This is a genomic window from Pseudoalteromonas mucoides, assembly GCF_049257175.1.
In the GTDB taxonomy this organism is placed as follows: domain Bacteria; phylum Pseudomonadota; class Gammaproteobacteria; order Enterobacterales; family Alteromonadaceae; genus Pseudoalteromonas.
Genome location: NZ_JBMMUC010000023.1, coordinates 1 through 22357, shown reverse-complemented (window position 1 = coordinate 22357; position 22357 = coordinate 1). Strand labels below are relative to the sequence as shown.

Genomic DNA, 22357 nt, shown 5'->3' with positions numbered 1-22357 from the left:
CTTATTTAGGTACGCTTTGGCCGTTATATGAGTCTATGGTAGACTCTCGCACAAGTTAAATTTAACAGATGGGTTTACTATGGATAAATTAGCCGTTTCATACGCCGAACATATTGCAACACTGCAACAGCGTACGCGTACTATTATTGATCGTGAAGGTTTAGAAGGTTTAGTGATTCATTCGGGCCAAGCTAAACGCCAGTTTTTAGACGACATGTATTACCCGTTTAAAGTTAATCCTCATTTTAAAGCTTGGTTACCGGTCATCGATAACCCTCATTGTTGGATTGTGGTCAATGGCAGTGATAAGCCAAAGCTTATCTTTTATCGTCCGGTTGATTTTTGGCACAAAGTTCCTGATGAACCACGAGATTTTTGGGCTGATTACTTTGATATTGAACTTCTTTTAAAGCCTGATCAGGTTGAGAAGTTATTACCGTATGATAAAGAAAAGTTCGCTTATATCGGGGAATATCTCGAAGTAGCGCAAGCGCTTGGCTTTAGCGTTATGAACCCAGAGCCGGTTATAAACTATCTTAACTATCATCGTGCTTATAAAACACAATACGAGCTTGAATGTTTACGCCAAGCAAACCGTATCGCGGTAGATGGTCATAAAGCAGCGCGTGATGCTTTTTTTGCTGGTGGCTCTGAGTTTGATATTCAACAAGCCTATTTAATCGCAACACGTCAAAGTGAAAATGAGATGCCGTATGGCAACATTGTTGCACTTAACGAAAATTGCGCTATTTTGCATTATACGCACTTTGACCCAGTAGCACCTAAAGAGCATAAATCATTTTTAATTGATGCTGGTGCTAACTTTAATGGTTATGCCGCAGATATTACCCGTACTTATGACTTTAAAAAGTCAGGTGAATTTGCAGATTTGGTTAAGGTTATGACTGAGCATCAAATTGCCTTAGGCAACGCCTTAAAGCCAGGCTTATTGTACGGTGAGTTACACCTTGATTGCCATCAACGTGTGGCACAGGTATTAAGTGATTTTAATATCGTTAAGCTACCAGCTGCTGAAATTGTTGAGCGCGGTATTACATCTACCTTCTTCCCGCATGGGCTTGGCCACCATCTTGGCTTGCAAGTTCATGATATGGGCGGTTTTATGGCAGATGAGAAAGGCGCCCATCAAGCGCCACCAGAAGGGCACCCGTTCTTACGATGCACTCGCTTAATTGAAAAGAACCAAGTGTTTACCATTGAACCTGGATTATACTTTATTGACTCACTGCTAGGTGATTTAGCGCAAACTGACAACAAACAGTTTATTAACTGGGAAAAAGTTGAAGCGTTTAAACCATTTGGCGGTATTCGTATAGAAGATAACATCATCGTACACGAAGATAGCTTAGAGAATATGACGCGCGATTTACACTTAGATTAAGTTGTAAGCTAGCGAGAGAAGGGGCCTGTTGGCCCCATTTTTTTGGTTAAGTAAAATATGTCAGAATACAAATACCCTGCAGATGATGTGTTTCATCAAGAAGAAATAAAAAAAAGCACGTTTATTGTGCATATTGCACACACCCCGGATTTAGCTGCTGCCAAAGCATTTATAAAAAATATTGAAGAAAAGTACGCCGATGCTCGACATAACTGTTGGGCTCATGTTGCTGGAAACCCAGGAGGGAGCCATGTATATGGCTTTTCAGATGATGGTGAGCCAAATGGTACTGCAGGCAAACCTATGCTTAATGTTTTAGTTGGCTCTGGTTTAGGTGAAGTTACCGCTGTTGTTACACGTTACTTTGGGGGGATTAAGCTGGGTACCGGCGGCTTGGTCCGTGCTTACGGTGGCTCTTTAAATAACGCTTTAGCAAAACTAGACACCGTGGTGAAAGTACCTAGTATCGAGTTAACAGGTTGTACTGATTACAGCGTTCAAGGTGCTATTGAGCAATTATTAAAAACAAAATACCAAGTACTTAATATCGAAAAACAATTTACTGCTAATATTGAATGGACTATTACTATAGATAGCCGTGAAGCTGCACAAGCCATTAAAGATATTTATGATTTGAGTCATGGTGCGGTTGAGTTAAAAGTTAAACAGTAAGACAATAACCAACAGTTAATAAAAATACCTAAATAAGCGATAGCTAAATGCAATTTCGTACCATAATAAAAATTCTAGGCCAACTTGTTGTACTGTTCAGTATTACCATGGTGCCGCCAGCGGTTGTATCGCTCATCTACAAAGATGGGGGTGGTGTACCATTTGTATTAGCATTTATTTTTAGCGTTGTTATTGGCTTAACTGCATATTATCCGAATCGACAAGAGCATGGTGATTTAAAAGCCCGCGAAGGATTTTTAATTGTGGTGCTTTTTTGGTTAGTGTTAGGAGCGTTTGCTTCTATTCCCCTTATTTTCTTACAAGAGCCCAACTTATCGCTGGCTGATGCGGTGTTTGAGGCATTTTCTGGCCTCACTACAACCGGGGCTACAGTTCTAACAGGCATAGAATATTTACCTAAGTCGGTATTATTCTATCGCCAACAACTACAATGGCTCGGTGGGATGGGGATCATCGTACTTGCTGTTGCTATATTACCAATGCTTGGTGTTGGTGGTATGCAGCTATACAGAGCTGAAATACCCGGTCCAGTTAAAGACTCAAAAATGACCCCGCGTATAGCTGATACAGCTAAGCACCTTTGGTACATTTATGTATCGTTAACTATTACATGTATGCTGGCGTATTGGGCTGCAGGAATGGATTGGTTCGATGCTATTTGCCATGCATTTTCTACTATAGCGATTGGTGGTTTTTCCACTTATGATGCATCAATAGGGCACTTTGATAGCCCGCTTATTAACTTTATTTGTGTGGTATTCTTAATTATTGCTGCCATCAATTTTACGCTTCATTATGCTGCCGTTTCGAGCCGAAACTTAAAAATTTATATTCGAGATCCTGAATTTAAAGTGTTTTTGTTTATTCAATTGGCATTAGTTGTTGTGTGTTTTACGGTATTGTCGTCGAATAACATTTACGCCAATGGCGATGAAACCCTGGATCAGGCTTTATTCCAAGCTGTATCTATGAGTACCACCGCAGGGTTTGCCACAGATACCTTCTCTGCATGGCCATTGTTTTTACCTATCTTGTTAATTTTCTCTAGTTTTATTGGTGGTTGCGCGGGTTCTACGGGGGGGGGAATGAAAGTTGTGCGCGTGTTCTTACTTTATTTACAAGGGGTGCGTGAGCTTAATCGGTTAGTGCATCCGCGGGCAATCTACTCAATAAAGTTAGGTCGAAAAGCACTTCCAGACAAAGTTGTTGAAGCTGTATGGGGGTTTTTCTCCGCTTATGCGCTCGTGTTTGTCATCATAATGTTAGCCTTGATGGGCACTGGCATGGATAACATTACTGCCTTCTCAGCAACGGCAGCCTGTTTGAATAACTTAGGGCCAGGGCTTGGTGAAGTTGCTAGTCATTATGGTGCCGTGAGCGATGCAGCTAAGTGGCTATTAACCATAGCTATGGTGTTTGGTCGATTAGAAATATTTACGCTATTAGTATTGTTTACACCAACATTCTGGCGAGGATAGTTCAGACTTTAGGGTTATCGCTGTTCTATCTCTATTTAGGTTAATATAAATACTCTATTATTTAGAATGTGGTGAAAGGGAATGCCGAAGACGAAGTTGCAACTTAATTTAGAAAAGCTCGGTAAAATTACTGCGGGAACACTTGTCGATGTTGAAATACTGACACCTACAGACAGCAAGCGAGTTAAAACTGAATTTGTAGGGCTTCTAAATAATCGTTTTATTGTCCTAAATTACCCATCAGTCAGACGTTTACATAATGCAGGCGAATATCTCAAGGATGGTGTAGTGCTTATCATTCGAGCTGTACTTGAAAGTGGTGGAGGGCAGGTTATTGCCTTTCGCCAACAAGTCATGTCTGTTGCATCACACCCCGCCAGGCTAATTTTTTTAAACTTTCCGACTCAAGTACAACTGTTTAGTTTGCGTTCACACACCCGTATACCGACTTTATTACCTGCAGAAATTAAACTAAGTGATGAACGCCAGTGGCTAGGGGTTATTAAAGATATCTCTGCGACAGGAGTCATGTTTGAAATTAAAAGCAAAGAAGACTTATCCAGCCTAAAAAACACTCAGTGCAATATCTTACTTGATAAAGAGAATAAGGGGATGAGAGAGTTTAGTGGGCAAATATGCAGTGTTCGTAGTTTAGCGACTCAGGTGCAGTTTGGTGTGCAGTTACATGCAAGTGAAGATGAAATGAAAAAGTTTATGAAAGATCACTTTATCGACCTCTCCGTGTTAGAACCTTTGGTTTAAAATGTCTTTGTTGATATTCGCTATTTTGCAACAAGCGGGTGAATATCTTGAAATTAGGCATTTAACTTTCCCCTTTATTATCGCTATATAATAAATTAGCTATTAATTATCAGGTGGTTATAGTTCCTATTTGATATTTAATAATATCGATTAATTTATTTTTTTATGCTTCATTCGTATATTTAACAATCCTCTTTCAACTTTAAAAAATCATAGACGTAGATTTTGTATCATCCCAGAACATTCTAAGTGTTTGATTTTAAATTGAATTTAATTTTTCTTGTTGTTGCTGTTGCAAAAAGGCAACAAAAATACCTACCAAAAATGACGAAACAATCAAATGCTAATCTTAATCACTTGATATTAAATGTGTTTTTAATGTTGGCATTGAAGTTGTAATAGTCATATTACAACAAACGAAACGCGAGTTAATCGCAGCCATAACTTGAAGGAATATAATTATGAACACGTTAAATAAAACATTAGCACTAATCGCATTAGCTTCGTCATCAGCTGCATTTGCAGGGACAGACTTTGATACGTTGGATATCGATGGCAGTGGCGCAATCAGCCAAAGTGAAGCGTCAGTAGATACTGAGTTACTAAGCAAGTTCGCAGAGCTTGATACTGACCAAAATGGTGAGTTATCAAAAGAAGAGTACTCAAAAGCTTAATTCTTTTGCAATGGAATGTTGAAAAGGATTTCTTAAATATTTAAAACGGCAATGAAAGGAGCTTAGTAATGAGTTCATTTAGCAAAGCAATAGCACTTATAGCGATAACTTGTTCATCATCTGTATTTGCATTTGAGGCATTAGATTTTAACACCCTAGATGTAAATGATGATGGTGCGATTAGTTTGGTTGAAGCCAAAGAAGATGCTGAGTTATTTAATCAATTTGCACAGCGTGATGCTGACCAAAATGGTGAGTTATCAAAAGAAGAGTATTCAAGAGCATAACTGAGTTTATCCTGAGTTGCCAAAGACAACCTAAGTGGGCAAGGAGCTCACGATAAAGGATAACAAGGACAGTGATACTAAATTTTACGCATTTTTTTGATAGTACATTGAAGGATTATATTATGAATACATTAAACAAAACATTAGCACTTATTGCACTAGCATCTTCATCTGCGGCTTTTGCAGCTGTAGATTTTGATGAGCTGGATATTGATGGTAGTGGGGCACTTAGCCAGCAAGAAGCATCAATGGGTGGCATTACATCAGCAACATTTTCCGAGCTTGATACCGATGGCAACGGTGAATTATCAAAACAAGAGTTTGATAACGCATAAGTTTAGGCTGTGCTTACTCGAAATGGATTTTACCCTAAACTAAAGCAGCCAACCCCGGGCTGCTTTTTTCATATCTAATACGCAAAGTATACAAGGTCACTGAACGAGTTTATTATCATGGTAGTTTGACTACACATGGAAGTAAATTATGTTTGAATTTTTAGCTTATGCCCAAGCCACCTCAAGATGCAGAATTCAGCGTTTCACAGGGGCTTAATATCAAGGCGTTACTTTGCAAGAATGGTCATCCCTTTTAAGAAGTAACAACGATGGGAGTAAGTCCCTGTGAAGCGCCCAAAGGGTTGGTTTAAAAGCGATTTATACTGCGTTATTGATTTTAACAAGGGAACAACCATTATTTGCAATCAATGCCTTGCCTAAATCGCTTTTAATTCCAACTGAAACTCGCATCTTGAGGTGGCTTGGGTATATACTGCAATTATCGCAAGTATTTGGATTGTAATTGGTGTTTTTACAGTCGCTAAACTCTACCCTAGTTATAGCCATAATAAACAGTTTTGCAGCGAGCTTGGCGCAGCAGGAAGTGCGACAGAAAGATTATCTCCCCTTATAAATAACTACCCTTTAGGCATACTTTTTTGCGCTTTTGGTTGGTATGTCATTAATCTTGAAAATGCACCTATATTAGTTGTTTTAGTGGGCTGGCTTTCTATTGTTCATGGTATAGGAACTTGGGTTGCTGGGTATTTCCCAATGGATGCAAACCCTTATACTGAATCACCTACTGTAACTTGCCAAATCCATTCTTGGGCCGGGTTAGTAATGTTTTTGTCGCTATTGATCGCGCCAATTTTAATCGCGATAAGTGATTACTTACCCATAAGCTTTAGAGTATTTTCAGCCAGTACTGTTTTCGTCACTTGTTATTTTAGCTTCAAGCTAACTAAAGCATTTAAACAGCGCACAAATGCTGGGACTTATCAAAGGTTAGCATATGGTGTGCAGTTGATTTGGTTAAGCGCTTTTTCTTTAGTGATATAAATTTAAGGAGTTTTAATGTCTGAGTATAGTGCGAAAGTGACTTGGTCACGCGGTGTTAATGAATCGTTTATAGATAATAAATATAGCCGAGGTCATCAGTGGCAGTTTGATGGAGGAGCTAACGTTGAAGCCTCGTCATCGCCACATATTGTGCCTTTACCTTATTCAGTTGCTGCAAATGTTGACCCAGAAGAGGCTTTTATAGCCTCACTTTCGAGTTGCCATATGTTGTTCTTTTTATCCATCGCTGCAAAAAAGCGGTTTGTGGTTGACAGTTATATCGATAATGCTGTTGGAGTAATGGAAAAAGGGGCTGATAACCGTATGGCCATGACTGAGGTTGTGTTAAAGCCGTGCGTTAAGTTCTCTGGCGAGCAAGCAACAGTCGAGCAGCTTGAAAAAATGCATCACCAGGCACATGAACTTTGTTTTATCGCAAACTCGGTAAAGACCAAAGTAACTATTGAGGTTGTTTTGTAAAATAAAGTGCAGTGATTTAAATCACTGCTTTCGCTTATTTGCAACAAACCTTACGGTTTACACAAATACGCCGAATTAATTTGTAGGTTTTATAAAAATAAATTTAATAGTTCAATTTAATCAATATGTTAAAATATTAAATTAATTTAATAAACTTTCTCAAAAAATGCTGTTCAGCAAGCGTTTATCTCTATTTTAGTTAATAAAACCATTTTAATTATCCCTTCTTCAATACTGTGTCTTTTTTATTAAATCTAACCAACTGAAAATAAATGCTTTTATTTTTGTTGGGAGAGCGGTGTTGCTAAACAGCAACACATTTTTTAGTGAATAGTCGTTATTATTGCTGGTTTTTACCTCAACCATATGTTTTAAAAGGTTTTATTAATCTTGGCATCGAAGTTGTAATACTTAACTCGAACGAAACGAAAACGTGGTTAAGCTTTTAATCGCATCGTACATAAACTTTGAAGGAAGATTGATTATGAACACATTAAATAAAACCTTAGCACTTATCGCACTAGCTTCTTCTTCAGCGGCATTTGCTGCTACAGACTTCGATACGCTTGACGTAGATGGTAATGGCGCAATAAGCCAAAGCGAAGCATCAGTTGATGCTGCATTAATGAGTAAGTTTACAGAGCTGGATACAGACGGCAACGGTGAGCTTTCGAAAGAAGAGTTTTCAAAGGCTTAATAGAGCCACAGGGATCTTAGAAAAGGATTTCCACTCTTACTAATTTATGCATTAACAGATAGAAACTGAAGGAATTTTATTATGAACACATTAAATAAAACATTAGCACTTATCGCACTTGCATCTTCATCAGCCGCTTTTGCTGGCACAGACTTTGATACTTTAGATGTTGATGGCAGTGGCGCAATTAGCCAGCAAGAGGCATCTGTTGATGCCGCTATTTCTGCAAAATTTATGGAACTAGATACTGACCAAAATGGTGAGCTTTCTAAAGAAGAGTTTGCTAAAGCTTAATGGTTGCGAACCGAATGTTTTTTGCGAGTAAATTCTGAGTTGCCCAAGACAACCTAAATAGGCAAGGAGCCTATGACAAAGGATAGCAAGGACTGAAAACCCCTTTTGATAAAACAGTGAAGGAATATAAATATGAAAACATTAAATAAAACATTAGCACTTATCGCGCTTGCATCTTCATCAGCAGCGTTTGCTGCAACAGATTTCAACACCCTAGACGTTGATGGTAATGGTGTAATTAGTCAAAGCGAAGCCGCGGTAGATGCAAAGTTGATGAGTCAATTTTCAGAGCTTGATACTGATGGCAATGGTGAGCTTTCAAAACAAGAGTTTTCAGAAGCTTAATGTGAGTTTTATTCGCACAATGGATCTCTGAAAAGGATTTCTTACCTTTATTTTATTAGGATACAAATTATGAAACATATTAATACAACATTGGCTATTATCGCTCTTGCTTCTTCATCTGCTGCTTTTGCTGCCGTAAGCTTTGATACATTCGATACTGATGGCGATGGCGTAATTAGCCAAAAAGAAGCTTCAGTGAATGCGCAGCTTGTTGAGATTTTTTCGGCTTTAGATACTGACCAAAATGGTGAACTTTCAAAAGAAGAGTTCTCTAAAGTACAGTAGTACTGTTTAATAATAGAAAATACGGTAATTTCACTTCATATACGTTAAAGCAGCTTTACCTTATAAAATAGGCAAAGCTGCTTTTTATGTTTACAAGAAAATGGCGCTAACTTGGAATAGCTTTTCAACGACAGTGATATGTTTCTTGTCGATTAAGAACATAATAACGTGGTCGCCAGAATGGATGATGGTATCGTCGTGGGCAATGAGTACATCGTCGTTTCGTACAATGGCGCCAATGGTGGTGCCAGCAGGGAGTTTTATGTCTGCAATAGCGCGACCAACAACTTTTGAGGTGTGTTCGTCACCATGGGCTACCGCTTCAATTGCTTCTGCAGCACCTTTACGCAGTGAATAAACATTAACAATGTCACCACGGCGTACATGAGTAAGCAATGCGGAGATTGTGGCTTGCTGCGGCGATATCGCAATGTCTATTTCGCCACCCTGTACTAAATCAACGTAAGCACCACGCTGTATTAGCACCATGGTTTTTTGTGCCCCCATGCGTTTTGCTAACATGGCTGACATTATGTTTGCTTCATCATCGTTTGTTACTGCGATAAATACATCAACCTGTTCAATGTGCTCTTCAGAGAGGAGCTCTTGATCTGAAGCGTCACCACAAAATACAACGGTGTTGTCGAGTAATTCTGATAATTGTTCGGCGCGTTCCTTACTGCGTTCAAGCAGTTTTACACTGTGGTTTTTTTCAAGCGAGCGGGCGAGTCCTGCACCAATATTACCACCACCTGCGATCATAATTTTTTTGTATGAGCGCTCAAGCTTTTGCAGTTCGTTCATTACTGCGCGAATGTGTTTGGTTGCGGCAAGGAAAAATACTTCATCGTCAGCTTCAATCACGGTGGTACCTAATGGCTTGATGGCTTTACCTTGGCGATAAATAGCCGCTACGCGTGTCTCAACATTAGGAATATGCTCTTTGAGAGCTGAAAGTGCATAGCCGACCAGCAAGCCACCGTAATACGCTTTTACTGCCACTAATGACAGCATGCCATCGCCAAACTGTAATACCTGTAATGCGCCGGGGTAATCGATTAAACGGCGAATATACTTAGTCACCAATTGCTCAGGTGCAATATAGTGGTCAACAGGTAAATCGTCGTTTTGGAATAGCTTTTCACGGTACTTTAGGTATTGCTCAGAACGAATGCGGGCAATTTTCGTGGGTGTATTAAAAATACTGTAAGCCACTTGGCAGGCTACCATATTGACTTCGTCTGAGCTGGTTACCGCAATGATCATATCGGCGTCTTCGGCACCAGCCCTGCGTAATACATCTGGGTGTGCGCTGTGGCCAGTAACACCTTGTAGGTCGTACTTGTCTTGTAACTCACGTAAGCGGTTGCCATCTATATCAACAACCGTTATTTCGTTTTGTTCACCGACTAAGTTTTCAGCGAGTGTGCCGCCTACTTGCCCGGCGCCGAGTATGATTATTTTCATTATTTATCTTATGACTGTTTTTTTACAAGCTTGGCATAATAAAACCCATCACTTTCGCCTGGTAGTAATTGTAATCCAGGGTTTGTGGCGGTGTCGTTATTATGCAAAGGTATATGCTCAACATCTGTGTTATTTGCTAAAAATTTAGCAACTTGCTGTTGATTCTCTAGTGGTAATACTGAGCAGGTTGCGTAAATTAATGTGCCACCTGGTTTTAATAAAGGCCAGATGCTATCTAAAATATCACCTTGTAGCGCCGCCAAGTCGTTAATATCTGACGCACGACGTAGCCATTTTATATCTGGATGACGACGGATAACGCCGGTCGCAGAGCAGGGTACATCTAATAAAATGCGGTCAAACTGCTGCTCATCCCACCATGTATGAGGCTGCGATGCGTCTGCACATTGTAGGTCTGCACCTAAACCGATACGCGTTAAGTTTTGCTTTACGCGTTCAAGGCGGGTTGCATCGCTATCAAGGGCAAGCACATCGGCGTCGGCGAGCTCTAAAATATGGCAGGTTTTACCGCCAGGCGCTGCACAGGCATCAAGTATATGCTCATCATCTTTTGGATCTAATAAACGTGCAGCTAATTGAGCTGCCGCATCTTGTACTGAACAAGCACCAGTATCAAATTCAGGCAGTGAGAATACATCGCGCGGCTTATCAAGTTTAATTCCATCGACAAAATCTGGGTTTACTGTGTGCTCAATATCATTTGCGCTGAGCATCTCACTGTATTGAGCTGTACTGTATTGCGCTTGATTCACACGCAACCACATAGGAGCTTGTAGCTGATTCGCCTCTAAAATATGCTCCCATTGTTCAGGGTAGGCCTCTTTAACTTGCTTGATAAACCAGTTAGGGTGATTGTATAAACACACAGGAATTTGTTTGGCTTTTTCTTCAAGCTCGGCTTGTTGGCGTTGAAAGCTACGTAAAATTGCGTTAATTAGCCCTTTTAAACCAAGTGCCCGCAGTTGCGCTAAAGCATTAACAGTTTCGCTAATTGCGGCATGTGGTGGAACTCGCATGTGTTGTAGTTGGTAAATACCTACATACAACAAAAACTGGAATATACGGCGCTTTCCTTTAAGTGGTTGCTCGACCAAGTGTTGGCAGTAATTCTCTAAACTCGGCAGGTAACGCAACACGCCATAGCAAATTTGCTGTAATAGAGCTTTATCTTTAGGCGATAAACCCTGGCTTGCAAAAGGGAGCTCTTGGTTTAGAGATGCGCCCTTATCTACTACGTTATATAAAGTTTCTGCGGCAAGCGCACGTACGTTTGGAACATTACTCATTATTTTCGCCTAAGACGCTGTCTGGAGTAACCCAGTCACTGCGACCGTTTAAAAAGTCTGTAACAGTCATTGGTTTTTTACCTTGTGGCTGTAATTGGGTTATTTTTAGCGCGTGTGTGCCACAAGCGACTACAATACCGTGTTTGTCACTGTTTAAAATAGTGCCCGGCGTACCTTGTTGCTCAACCACATCGGCTTGATAAATTTTTACTGTGTTCTCGCCCATTTTAGTAAAGCAGACAGGCCAAGGGTTGAAGGCACGAATATTACGCTCAATTTGTGCAGCGTCCATTGTCCAATCAATATTAGCTTCGTCTTTTGATAGCTTTTTGGCGTAATTGGCTAGTTCGTCATCTTGTACTTGTGGGGTTATCTCGCCATTAGCTAACTTTGCTATTGTCTCGATAAGTGCCGTTGGGCCTAACTCTGCAAGTTTAGTATATAAACTCGCACTGGTTTCAGTAGCATCAATAGGGCAGCGGCTAATGTGCAGCATATCGCCAGTATCTAGCCCTTCGTCCATTTGCATTATGGTGACGCCAGTTTCATCATCGCCGGCCCAAATAGCACGCTGAATCGGCGCTGCACCACGCCAGCGTGGTAAAATTGAACCATGCACATTTAAACAGCCAAGGCGTGGCGCCGCTAAAATTGCTTTTGGAAGTAATAGTCCGTAAGCAACGACGATCATGATATCTGCATTTAAGCTGCTTAATTCACTTAATGCATCATCACTTTTTAATGATGCAGGCTGAAATACAGGTAAGTCATTGGCTAAAGCAAGCTCTTTTACTTCACTGGCTTTGAGTTTTTTACCGCGTCCGGCAGGACGATCTGGTTGACTATAAACACCAACAATTTGATGTTCAGAATCAATAAGAGCTTGTAAATGGCGCGCAGCAAAGTCCGGCGTGCCAGCAAAAATAATGCGAAGTGGTTTTGTCACTGAGTTTTCCTAAGGTGCTTATTACTGTGCTGCAAATTTAGCTTCTTTTTCAAGCTTTTTACGAATACGTTGACGCTTTAATGGTGATAAGTAATCAATAAACAACTTGCCTTTAAGGTGATCAAGCTCATGCTGAATACATATAGCTAAAAGCTCATCGGCATCTAGACTGTATTCTTCACCTTGTTCATTAAGCGCGGTAACTGTAACGGTTTCTGCACGATCTACTTTTGCGTAAGAATGCGGTACTGATAAACAGCCTTCTTCACTCACTGTTGCGCCATCTTGTTTGGTAATAACAGGGTTAATTAAAACCAGCGGTTCGTTGCGCTCTTCTGATACATCGATCACCACAATACGTTGATGAATATCAACTTGTGTTGCTGCTAGTCCGATGCCGTTTTCGTCATACATAGTTTCCAGCATGTCTTTGACAATTTGGCGAACTTGGTCGTCAACTTGTGTAACGTCTTTTGCTATTGTACGTAAACGCTCATCTGGAAATCTTAAAACTTCTAACCTAGCCATAGTAACCTTTTCACTTGTGCATAATATAGGGTATTGTATGCTCTTATTTTAGCCATTCGCGTTCACCTTTAACAGGTTTTGGTTAATAATAATGAAAAAACACCACAAGGAAGCCAAATGAAATACCCATTTTTAGCTGCATTGCTTACATTAAGCACTGCTTTTTCGTCTTATGCGGACGTTCTATCTATAAAAAAAGATGCGCCTAAACAATATGTTGTAAAAAAGGGTGACACTTTGTGGGATATTTCTGCTATTTATTTGAGCGAACCTTGGCTATGGCCAGAGCTTTGGCAAATGAACCCACAAATTAATAACCCACACCTCATTTATCCCGGCGATGCACTCTCTTTAATTTATGATGAGCACGGAAATCCTCGATTAGTTATTAATAGCGGTTATAAAAAGCTTTCTCCGCAGGGACGTATAACGCCTAAAGGTAAAAATGCAATACCGACGCTACCATTAGAATTACTGAGACCGTATTTAACTTATGAGCAAGCAATTAGTGGTGATGATATTGCTGATAAGCCATACATTTTAGGTGCGAACGAAAATACAAAAATGAATACCAAAGGGCATATTGTGTATGTTAAAGGGAATTTAAAACAACATGAAAGCTATGCTATTTATCGAAAAGGAGAGGCTTATACTGACATAGATAGTGAGGAAGTATTGGCTTATAAATCGGTATTGGTCGGTATTGGTAGGGCATTTCGTGGTGGAGATGTAGATAATGGTGTCCCGGCATCGGTTAGAGTTGAGAGTGTAAAGCAAGAGATCAGAGCAACGGATTTTTTATTACCAGCAATGGAAGGGCAAACATTGCCTGCATTTTTTACGATGCAGCGACCTGAGCAACCTGTTGCGGGTAACATCATCGCCGCAGTAAATGAATTGCGAGAATTTAGCACAATGGATATTGTAGTGCTAAACTTAGGTACTGAGCAGCAGATTAAAGCGGGTCATATATTAGATATAGAGCGTCAATCACCAACAGTATTTGATGGTCGCAATGGACCAAGATATAAAGAAGACTCAAATAGTTTAGAAAAGCTGATCACAGATACTAGTGAGTTCTTTGGTGTAGAAGCAGATGAAGACGCGACTGTATGGCATATGCCAAAAGAAAAAGTCGGTGAGTTAATGGTGTTTAAAGTATATGACAACGTTAGCTATGCCTTAATAGTCAAAAACCAGCACCCAATCCGAGTCGGTGATTTTGCAGTAATAAATTAAACAGGTTTGAGTGCTCTAAGGAGAGAGCATGGAACAGTCATACGGCAAGCTTACGCATTGGCTTGCCTTTTATTTATGCAAAGGGTTAGGGGTTAAAACGTTATTGGCATTAGCCCAAAAGCTACCCTTAGAAGACTTATTCACACTGTCACATGAACAATTACTTGCATTAGGTTTGAATCAGCAAGTTGCCACTAATATTGCGGCTACCAATTGGACGCAAGTTAAACACTATGAAACTCTAATCAATCAAGCCGACATTCAAGTTATAAGCTATTTTGATTCACGTTACCCGCCATTGTTAAAAGAAATTGCCAGTGCACCATTATTACTTTTTTGCCGTGGTAACTGTGATTTACTGCTGAGTCCACAAATAGCTATTGTGGGCAGCCGTAATGCAACCCCTATTGGCCTTGAGATAGCTGCGCAATTTGCCCACCAGTTATGTGAAGCCGGTTTAACAGTTACCTCCGGCATGGCGTTGGGTATAGATGGTGCCGCTCATAAAGGGGCATTAGCAAGTACAGGCAAAACAATTGCAGTACTTGGTACTGGGGTTGATATTTATTACCCAAAACGCCATAAACTATTAACTGATCAAGTATTAAAAAACGGTGTACTAGTTAGTGAGTTTTTACCAGGGGCGGCGGCTAACTCTAATAACTTTCCAAGGCGAAATAGAATTATCTCGGGGCTATCGTTAGGTGTGCTGATTGTTGAAGCTGAGATAAAAAGTGGCTCATTAATTACCGTGCGCTACGCACTTGAGCAAAATAAAGAGGTGTTTGCAGTACCTGGCTCAATTAAAAATCCATTATCGCAAGCGAGTCACTTTTTAATAAAGCAGGGGGCTAAATTAGTCGAAAATGTCAGTGATATCTTAGAAGAAGTGAGCTTTTTTGGGCAAAACAGTCTATATAATATAGAAGAGCCGATTGAAAGTGAGCCCGAATGTGCAGTGCTCAAAAGTGTGGGTTTTGAAGTAACACCAGTAGATGTAATTGCTCGGCGCTGTGAGTTGCCGATTGACAAAGTACAGACCCGTTTACTCGATCTTGAATTAGACGATAAAGTGGAGCGAGTCTTAGACGGCTATATCAAGTTAGGAGCAACATAATATGTTCGATATTCTTATGTATTTGTTTGAAAATTACATCCACAGTGAAGCTGAAATTTTTGTTGAACAAAATGAGCTTACCGATGAGTTGTTGCGCGCAGGCTTTAATAAACCCGAAATATTCAAAGCTCTTGACTGGCTTGAGCAATTAGCAGACTTACAACACAGTGATGAAGTTCCTTATTTAAATGCTTATCCACAACATGCTGTGCGAATTTTCACTGACAGTGAATGTCAGATGCTTAGTACTGAGTGTCGTGGCTTTTTAATGTTTGTAGAGCAGATTGGGGTTATCAATAATGTGACCAGAGAAATGGTAATGGATCGATTATTCGCTTTAGACAAACCCTATATTGGCCTAGATGACTTAAAATGGGTTGTGTTGATGGTGCTCTTTAATGTGCCAGGCTCTGAGCTTGCTTATTCGCAAATGGAAGATCTTATTTTTGATGAGCCAGCAGAGGTATTACATTAACTTGTATCTTTAATTAGTTTGGGTATATTAGGCGAAAATTAGCCAATCGCTTTGGAATCACATGAGTAAAATAGATCATTCGCTTTTCTCTGCTAACCAGCATGCCCTCGAAAAAGAAGTCGAAATTTGCCCTCAATGCGGTTCTGAATTAGTGATCCGTAACAGTAAAAGCGGGCCTTTTCTCGGCTGTGCAAGCTATCCCAAGTGTGACTTTATTCGCCCTCTAGCACAGCACGATACTCAACAAATTAAAGTACTTGATGATAGCCCGTGTCCTGAATGTGGAAATTCGCTGGTGGTTAAGAATGGGCGTTATGGCATGTTTATAGGCTGTACCGGCTATCCTCAGTGCAATTACATTGTTCATGATGAAAAGGAGCCAGATGAAGAAGCGTTACCTGCTTGCCCTAAATGTAAAAAAGGGCAGTTAGTTGCACGTAGCAATAAATTTGGCAAAACCTTTTATTCCTGCGACAGCTACCCAAGCTGTAAATATACCCTTAATTTTAAACCTATAGAGCATACTTGCCCTGAGTGTCAGTGGCCAGTCATGATGCAAAAGCAAATGACCAACAGTGTTGTGTTACAATGCCCACAGAAAAGTTGCTCGCATAAAATAACTGTCAGCGAGTAAACGCTTAACTTTTATTGTATTTGGAGATTTGTGTGACAGATCCAATCCCTTCACCTTTAACTGCTGTTGATGCATTAAAGCAAGGTGGTGTAATTGTTTATCCAACTGAAGCTGTCTTTGGTTTAGGCTGCGACCCAGATAACCAACAAGCTGTAACAAGCTTATTAGCAATTAAACAGCGGCCAGTCGAAAAAGGGCTAATTTTAATTGCTGATAATTACGGTCAATTATTAAAATATATTGATGATGCAAAAATTCCAATGGATAAGCGTGCTGATATTTTTTCTAGCTGGCCCGGTGCGATTACTTGGGTTATGCCAGCAGCCAAAAATACACCAAAATGGTTGACCGGACAGTTTGATACTATTGCTGTACGGGTTACCAACCATCCAACAGTAAAGCGGTTATGCCAAGAGTTAGGTAAACCATTGGTATCAACCAGTGCTAATTTATCTGGACACGATACGGTTACCAGTATCGCAATGGCTAAGAATGAATTTGCTGAGCAGGTTGCATTTTATGTCGATGAACCACTGGGTGGCAATACACAACCTAGTACCATTAAAGATGTAATGACAGGCAAAGTATTTAGAGGATAAGCAATGCACAGTAACCTACTCGAACAAGTAAAAACCTATTTAATGACATTGCAAGACAGCATTTGCCAAGGCTTAGAACAAGCTGATGGTAGCGCCAAGTTTGTTGAAGATAGCTGGCAGCGGGCTGAAGGCGGCGGTGGCCGCACTCGTGTTATTCGTGATGGTCACGTTATTGAACAAGGCGGTGTTAACTACTCGCATGTTTTTGGTGCTTCAATGCCAGCATCTGCGACGGCGCATCGTCCCGAACTTGCTGGTCGTAGCTTTCATGCTTGTGGTGTGTCATTAGTTATTCATCCAAAAAATCCACACATTCCAACGAGCCACGCAAATGTTCGCTTTTTTATTGCAGAAAAAGAAGGTGAACAACCTATTTGGTGGTTTGGTGGTGGGTTTGACTTAACTCCATTTTACCCCGTGCTTGACGATGTTAAGCATTGGCATCAAGTTGCCAGTGATCTCTGTGCGCCGTTTGGTGATGACGTATATCCGAACTATAAAAAATGGTGCGATGAGTATTTTTATATTAAGCATCGCGATGAAACTCGAGGTGTGGGTGGTTTATTCTTTGATGACCTGAACGAGCAAGGGTTTGAAAAGAGCTTTGCCTTTATGCAAGCGGTAGGAAATGGTTTTCTCGATGCTTATTTACCGATTATTGAACGTCGTAAAAATGACAAATACACTCAACAGCAACGTGATTTTCAATTGTATCGTCGCGGTCGTTATGTTGAGTTTAACCTTGTCTGGGATAGAGGAACCCTGTTTGGCTTGCAAACAGGAGGCAGGACTGAATCTATTTTAATGTCGATGCCACCTTTAGCCCGTTGGGAATATAATTATAGCCCCGAGGCGGATAGCGCTGAAGCGAATTTATATCAATATTACTTACGTCCACAAAACTGGTTAGATACGCAACACGATCAGTTAGTTGCTCGAGACTGGCAACTGTAGAGCCAAATTATACCCAAGCCACCTCTATATGTGAGCGTCGTTGGAATTAAAAGCGATTTAGGCATAAGGCGCTAATACATTAGCGCCATTTTTATGCAGGTTTACTTAGTCAGTTTGAAGGAACGTACTTTCTCGTCTAAAGATCGAGCGAGTGATAATAACTCTTCACTGACTTTTTGATTATCTTTAGCATCAACTAACGAACATTCAGCATTATCGCTAATCGCCACAACGCTTTGATTAATTTCTTCGGCAGCCAAGTTTTGTTGCTCGGTGGCATTGGCAATTTGAACATTCAGCTGATTGATCTCGTTCATCTGCGAAGATATTTCCTGTAGAGCTTGGGCGACATTTTTAACCTGTAATGCCCGTTCATCAGCTTCCTCACAAGAACTGCTCATCATTGTGACAGTATTTGCCGCTTCAGCTTGCAGCTTATTAATTGTTTGGCGAATTTCATCTGTTGAAGCGTGTGTACGAGTTGCTAAAGTACGTACCTCATCTGCCACTACAGCAAACCCTCTACCAGTATCGCCTGCACGTGCAGCTTCGATTGCTGCATTAAGTGCCAGTAAGTTAGTTTGCTCAGCAATGCTACTGATCACCTCTAGTACATTTCCTACTTCTATGGTTTGTGCTTGTAATTGACTTACTTGCGCAGCCGCACTGCGTACATCTTCGGCAAGTTGATTAATGCTCTGCTCGGTATATGTTGCTACTTGTAAACTCTCTTGTGCGAGTGAGTTACTACTTTGTGATTTTTCCGAGGCGAAATGTGTTGTATTTTTAACCTCATTTGATGAGCTTTCAAGTTCATTTATCGCAGCCGCGACCGAATCAGTCCCTTGTTTTTGATTTAAAATTGCGTGTTCTGTTGCATCTGCAGATGCATAAATTGATTCTGCACAATGAATTAGTACCTTCGATGAGTGAGATACTTGAGCAATATTTTCTTTAAATGCCCCTATCATCTGATTAAAGCTACCGGCTAAAGAGCTAAGTTCATCATTATTGTTGTCATCAATAGTTAAACTCAAATCATTATTGCTGGTGGCTAAATGAATAACATGATTCATTTTTTTAAGTCTTTTAATGAATATCTTTCTAAATAACAAACCTAATAATACGAATGCAATTAAAAACAAGGTTGAGAGTAACAGCGTGTTAATTAGAGTGTTTCTAGTGACCTTTTCATCAATGTCATCTAGTGAATAGCTAATTTTAACAACGCCTAACACATCACCTTCTTTTGCTTGATGACATCCTAAGCAATTGGTGCCTTTGTAGTCGCTGCGTGCAAAGATTGGCTTTAAGTAGGTCATGAAACGTGTGCCTTTGTGTTGCTCAATAAATAGAGCTTCTTTGCCTGTTAATGCTGAATGTTCCGCAGAGGTGACCGGAGCCTGATTTTGACTCCCAGGCCCGAATGCTTTTGTCACAATAGGGCCGCGAATTATATGCGCATCTTCAATATTAGGGTGGCTACGCAACTTACTTCCTAAAATATCACGATTAGCCATTGTGCCAGTGAGCATCATAGTATTGATAGAGTCAAAATAATTATCAGCAAGCAATTTTATATTACTTTCAATAGTATCTTGCGCGAGAGAATGTTGCTGATTGGAACTACTAAAAAGACTAGCAGACAAAACAAGCGCCCCAGTGAGCGCAAGTAGTGCATAAATTTTATGTTGAATGGATTTCACGCGCAATATGCTCTGTTAAACAAGATTACATTATTATCTTCATTTAAAAGCAATGGGCTTTGATGTAGCGCAAACTTAAAAGGTTAAAGTTGCTATAATTTATTTTAGTGCTGATTAATCATATGGCTAGCAAGTTGCTCAAGTGATTTACGTAGCCCTTCACGCAGTAATGGATTATCAATTTCAGCATCCAATGCTTTGTTCATGCAATGCATCCATTGATCGCGTAAGTCCTGATCGATAGGAAACGGCATATGGCGCTTTCGTAGCATTGGATGGCCGTACTTTTCTGCAAACAAGTCTGGACCGCCCAACCAACCTGATAAAAATTCAAAAAAAACTTGGCGTATGCGGTCTAATGGTTGAGGATGCATATCATATAACGGTTTAGCGTATTCATCGCTCGCCATTATATCGTAGAATCTATCAGACAGAGCACGTGCTCCTTGTTCACCGCCCATCATCTGATAAGGTGTTTTTTCTGGCGAGGGAGCTTGTTGTGGCTCTGCTGGTTTCGATTTTGAGAAAAGTCGTTTAATCATAATTTTTATCATCGTTAATTAACAGTATTTACTGTGCAAAGAGGTTGCTTGAACATGGACAAATATGCGGTTTTTGGAAACCCAATCGAACACTCAAAATCACCCGCTATACATACGCAATTTGCAACCTCATTAGGCGAGCAAATTGACTACCGCGCAATATTAACACCGATTGACGGCTTTAAAAAATCAGTGAGAGACTTTTTCGCTCAAGGTGGGCTCGGAGCTAATGTCACTATGCCATTTAAAGAACAAGCCTATGAGCTGGTTGATGAGCGTACAGAACTCGCTAAAATTGTTGGTGCAGTAAATACCATTAAATTACTTGATGATGGTCGCTTACTCGGTGACAACACCGATGGTGTAGGATTTGTAAATGACTTACTAGCAAACAAAGTTGCTATAAAAGATAAACGAGTACTGTTAGTTGGTGCTGGTGGTGCTGCCCGTGGCGTGGTGTTACCGCTTTTAGCTCAACAGCCTAGTGAAATTATTATCGTTAATCGCACTAACGAAAAAGCAAAAGCGCTTGCTGAATTATTTGCACAATATGGCGAAATAAAAGGTTATGGTTTTGATGATTTACCAGTAAGTGATTACTCGCTAATTGTAAACTCAACATCTAGCAGCATGCTGGGTGAGCTACCTGCGCTTGATAAAAAGCATCTTAGTGGCTGTAATTGCGTTTATGATATGTTCTATTCGCTTGAAAACACTTTATTCATGCAGTGGGCGCAAGATAATAAACCCGATATTTCAGTTTTAGATGGCAGTGGTATGTTAGTTGGCCAAGCCGCACAAGCGTTTTATGTATGGCGCAATAAAATGCCAGAGATATTACCCGTAGTTAGTGCATTAAAAGCAGGGGAGCTTGCATGAATCAAGCAATCCAATTTATAGATAGAGTCGAATTTGATGAGCAACCTCAGCTATTAACCTTTTATGCGCAAGTTAGTGGACTCATGGTTGAGTGCATTGTGAATACGCAAAGCTTATTAATCTCAGATATGACAGCGGCTAAACAACATTTTGAATCACTGCGTTTTGATTATGAAGAACTTGCTGAGCAACTAATCGAAGATGAAGAGTATAACTCAGCGGGACAAATTGAAATAAATGCACTTACTTAGCTTTCTGCTAAATACTCGTCTTTTAGCTCAACATAGTTATTTGCAGAGATTTTTAAAAAGCTAAGTTCTTGCTCTGTTAAAGGGCGAGCTTGCTTAACAGGGCTACCAACATAAAGGTAGCCTGATTCTAAACGTTTATTAGGCGGCACTAGGGAGCCACCACCTATAATTACATCATCTTCGACAATAGCATTATCCATAACAATAGCACCCATACCAACTAAGATACGATTGCCTAAACGACACCCGTGTAACATTACTTTATGGCCAACCGTAACATCGTCGCCAATAACGAGAGGGTAACCATCTGGGTTGCTTTTACTTGAGCGAGTTAAATGCAACACGCTGCCATCTTGTATATTGGTACGTTCACCAATTCGGATATAGTTAACATCTCCCCGAGCCGCGACTAATGGCCAAACACTGCTGTGGTCACCCAATGTGATATCACCGACCAATACTGCTGATTCATCTATATAGACAGATTGGTTAAACGTAGGAGTAACTCCTTTATAAGAACGGATAGTCATAGAACACCTAATAAAATGAAAGCTATTAAAGCTGATGATAGCAGTAGAGCTTATAAAATGGCCAGAGAGGAAGTGAATTGACTACTAAACTAGCGGTTTTAAGGTGTTTCGGTCGTAAATCGAGCGAACAGCACTTTATTTCAAGTTTTCTTTAAAAAACACTTGCGTAAAAATCTGTTCTCCCTATAATGCGACCCCACTGAGACGGCAGGGCAGGCAACGCTTAGCGAGGCAAGCAAGTCACTTAGTAAGTCGAGTAAAACTTGAGTTTAGATTTTTTAAAAAGTTTAAAATTAAGTGTTGACAAAAAAATAGGAAAGCGTAATATGCGCAGCCCTAGCGAGATAAAGCAAAGCGCTTTAATCGCAACGTTCTTTAACAATATAAAGCAATCATCTGTGTGGGCACTCGTACAGATTGAGTTCTAACAGCCGAGCTTAGTTCGCTAA

28 protein-coding genes are annotated in these 22357 nt (G+C 40.3%); 21 read left to right on the top strand and 7 right to left on the bottom strand.

Going from position 1 to position 22357, the window contains the following annotated elements:
* Positions 1-79 precede the first annotated feature (79 nt).
* From pepQ to AAEU30_RS19875, 13 genes are all read left to right on the top strand, one after another.
* Positions 80-1402, top strand: a complete 1323-nt coding sequence (gene pepQ / locus AAEU30_RS19935; RefSeq protein ID WP_421962066.1) for a Xaa-Pro dipeptidase — start codon at positions 80-82, stop codon at positions 1400-1402.
* A 57-nt stretch (positions 1403-1459) separates the two neighbouring features.
* Complete coding sequence (locus AAEU30_RS19930) at positions 1460-2074, top strand: YigZ family protein (RefSeq protein WP_421962065.1); 615 nt, start codon at positions 1460-1462, stop codon at positions 2072-2074.
* 47 nt (positions 2075-2121) lie between these two features.
* On the top strand, positions 2122-3573 hold the full coding sequence (locus AAEU30_RS19925; RefSeq protein WP_421962064.1) for a TrkH family potassium uptake protein: 1452 nt from the start codon (positions 2122-2124) through the stop codon (positions 3571-3573).
* Positions 3574-3654: 81 nt separating this feature from the next.
* Positions 3655-4335: a flagellar brake domain-containing protein gene (locus AAEU30_RS19920; RefSeq protein ID WP_421962063.1), complete on the top strand. Its 681-nt coding sequence runs from the start codon at positions 3655-3657 to the stop codon at positions 4333-4335.
* A gap of 461 nt (positions 4336-4796) precedes the next feature.
* A complete protein-coding gene (locus tag AAEU30_RS19915; protein ID WP_087533888.1) occupies positions 4797-5009 on the top strand; it encodes an EF-hand domain-containing protein in 213 nt (70 codons plus the stop codon).
* 68 nt (positions 5010-5077) lie between these two features.
* Positions 5078-5296 (top strand): calmodulin, encoded by a 219-nt coding sequence (locus AAEU30_RS19910; protein WP_087533887.1) that lies wholly within the window; start codon positions 5078-5080, stop codon positions 5294-5296.
* A gap of 122 nt (positions 5297-5418) precedes the next feature.
* On the top strand, positions 5419-5631 hold the full coding sequence (locus AAEU30_RS19905; protein WP_421962062.1) for an EF-hand domain-containing protein: 213 nt from the start codon (positions 5419-5421) through the stop codon (positions 5629-5631).
* A 417-nt stretch (positions 5632-6048) separates the two neighbouring features.
* Positions 6049-6633 (top strand): DUF998 domain-containing protein, encoded by a 585-nt coding sequence (locus AAEU30_RS19900; protein ID WP_421962061.1) that lies wholly within the window; start codon positions 6049-6051, stop codon positions 6631-6633.
* A gap of 15 nt (positions 6634-6648) precedes the next feature.
* On the top strand, positions 6649-7113 hold the full coding sequence (locus AAEU30_RS19895; protein WP_421962060.1) for an OsmC family protein: 465 nt from the start codon (positions 6649-6651) through the stop codon (positions 7111-7113).
* Positions 7114-7597: 484 nt separating this feature from the next.
* Complete coding sequence (locus AAEU30_RS19890; protein WP_421962059.1) at positions 7598-7810, top strand: EF-hand domain-containing protein; 213 nt, start codon at positions 7598-7600, stop codon at positions 7808-7810.
* 81 nt (positions 7811-7891) lie between these two features.
* Positions 7892-8104: an EF-hand domain-containing protein gene (locus tag AAEU30_RS19885; protein ID WP_421962058.1), complete on the top strand. Its 213-nt coding sequence runs from the start codon at positions 7892-7894 to the stop codon at positions 8102-8104.
* 132 nt (positions 8105-8236) lie between these two features.
* The gene (locus AAEU30_RS19880) at positions 8237-8449 is read left to right on the top strand and encodes an EF-hand domain-containing protein (protein ID WP_421962057.1); all 213 of its coding nucleotides are present in this window, start codon (positions 8237-8239) and stop codon (positions 8447-8449) included.
* Between the two features lie 69 nt (positions 8450-8518).
* Positions 8519-8734: an EF-hand domain-containing protein gene (locus AAEU30_RS19875; RefSeq protein ID WP_087533882.1), complete on the top strand. Its 216-nt coding sequence runs from the start codon at positions 8519-8521 to the stop codon at positions 8732-8734.
* A 90-nt stretch (positions 8735-8824) separates the two neighbouring features.
* Here the strand turns inward: AAEU30_RS19875 and trkA are convergent, their stop codons facing one another.
* From trkA to def, 4 genes are read right to left on the bottom strand one after another with little or no spacing between them, the layout of a single operon-like run.
* Positions 8825-10201 (bottom strand): Trk system potassium transporter TrkA, encoded by a 1377-nt coding sequence (gene trkA, locus AAEU30_RS19870; protein WP_087533881.1) that lies wholly within the window; start codon positions 10199-10201, stop codon positions 8825-8827.
* Between the two features lie 8 nt (positions 10202-10209).
* Positions 10210-11508 carry a 16S rRNA (cytosine(967)-C(5))-methyltransferase RsmB gene (gene rsmB, locus AAEU30_RS19865; RefSeq protein ID WP_421962056.1) on the bottom strand — a complete coding sequence of 433 codons (1299 nt, stop codon included), beginning with the start codon at positions 11506-11508 and terminating at the stop codon, positions 10210-10212.
* Positions 11501-12454 carry a methionyl-tRNA formyltransferase gene (fmt, locus tag AAEU30_RS19860; RefSeq protein ID WP_421962055.1) on the bottom strand — a complete coding sequence of 318 codons (954 nt, stop codon included), beginning with the start codon at positions 12452-12454 and terminating at the stop codon, positions 11501-11503. The genes rsmB and fmt overlap by 8 nt, the downstream gene beginning before the upstream one ends.
* A 21-nt stretch (positions 12455-12475) precedes the next feature.
* Positions 12476-12982 (bottom strand): peptide deformylase, encoded by a 507-nt coding sequence (gene def, locus AAEU30_RS19855; RefSeq protein WP_421962054.1) that lies wholly within the window; start codon positions 12980-12982, stop codon positions 12476-12478.
* A gap of 117 nt (positions 12983-13099) precedes the next feature.
* Here def and AAEU30_RS19850 point away from each other — a divergent pair, with 117 nt between their 5' ends.
* The 6 genes from AAEU30_RS19850 to hemF all read left to right on the top strand — a co-directional run bounded on the left by AAEU30_RS19850 (position 13100) and on the right by hemF (position 18000).
* The gene (locus tag AAEU30_RS19850) at positions 13100-14221 is read left to right on the top strand and encodes a LysM peptidoglycan-binding domain-containing protein (protein ID WP_421962053.1); all 1122 of its coding nucleotides are present in this window, start codon (positions 13100-13102) and stop codon (positions 14219-14221) included.
* Positions 14222-14249: 28 nt separating this feature from the next.
* Entirely contained in the window at positions 14250-15338 is a 1089-nt protein-coding gene (gene dprA, locus AAEU30_RS19845) for a DNA-processing protein DprA (protein WP_421962052.1), read from the top strand.
* Position 15339: 1 nt separating this feature from the next.
* Positions 15340-15813, top strand: a complete 474-nt coding sequence (locus AAEU30_RS19840; RefSeq protein WP_421962051.1) for a DUF494 family protein — start codon at positions 15340-15342, stop codon at positions 15811-15813.
* A 61-nt stretch (positions 15814-15874) separates the two neighbouring features.
* On the top strand, positions 15875-16447 hold the full coding sequence (locus AAEU30_RS19835; protein WP_421962050.1) for a DNA topoisomerase family protein: 573 nt from the start codon (positions 15875-15877) through the stop codon (positions 16445-16447).
* A gap of 32 nt (positions 16448-16479) precedes the next feature.
* Positions 16480-17046 (top strand): L-threonylcarbamoyladenylate synthase type 1 TsaC, encoded by a 567-nt coding sequence (gene tsaC, locus AAEU30_RS19830; RefSeq protein WP_421962049.1) that lies wholly within the window; start codon positions 16480-16482, stop codon positions 17044-17046.
* 3 nt (positions 17047-17049) lie between these two features.
* On the top strand, positions 17050-18000 hold the full coding sequence (gene hemF, locus AAEU30_RS19825) for an oxygen-dependent coproporphyrinogen oxidase (RefSeq protein ID WP_421962048.1): 951 nt from the start codon (positions 17050-17052) through the stop codon (positions 17998-18000).
* 101 nt (positions 18001-18101) lie between these two features.
* Here hemF and AAEU30_RS19820 read toward each other — a convergent pair whose 3' ends face one another.
* Positions 18102-19706 (bottom strand): methyl-accepting chemotaxis protein, encoded by a 1605-nt coding sequence (locus AAEU30_RS19820; RefSeq protein WP_421962047.1) that lies wholly within the window; start codon positions 19704-19706, stop codon positions 18102-18104.
* Positions 19707-19810: 104 nt separating this feature from the next.
* The gene (locus tag AAEU30_RS19815) at positions 19811-20248 is read right to left on the bottom strand and encodes a group II truncated hemoglobin (RefSeq protein WP_421962046.1); all 438 of its coding nucleotides are present in this window, start codon (positions 20246-20248) and stop codon (positions 19811-19813) included.
* A 54-nt stretch (positions 20249-20302) separates the two neighbouring features.
* Between AAEU30_RS19815 and aroE the strand changes: the two genes are divergently transcribed.
* The gene (gene aroE / locus AAEU30_RS19810) at positions 20303-21127 is read left to right on the top strand and encodes a shikimate dehydrogenase (RefSeq protein ID WP_421962045.1); all 825 of its coding nucleotides are present in this window, start codon (positions 20303-20305) and stop codon (positions 21125-21127) included.
* Positions 21124-21378, top strand: a complete 255-nt coding sequence (locus tag AAEU30_RS19805) for a DUF1488 family protein (protein WP_421962044.1) — start codon at positions 21124-21126, stop codon at positions 21376-21378. Before aroE ends, AAEU30_RS19805 begins: the two co-directional genes overlap by 4 nt.
* Here the strand turns inward: AAEU30_RS19805 and AAEU30_RS19800 are convergent.
* A complete protein-coding gene (locus tag AAEU30_RS19800) occupies positions 21375-21908 on the bottom strand; it encodes a gamma carbonic anhydrase family protein (protein WP_421962043.1) in 534 nt (177 codons plus the stop codon). The genes AAEU30_RS19805 and AAEU30_RS19800 overlap by 4 nt on opposite strands.
* Positions 21909-22357 lie beyond the last annotated feature (449 nt).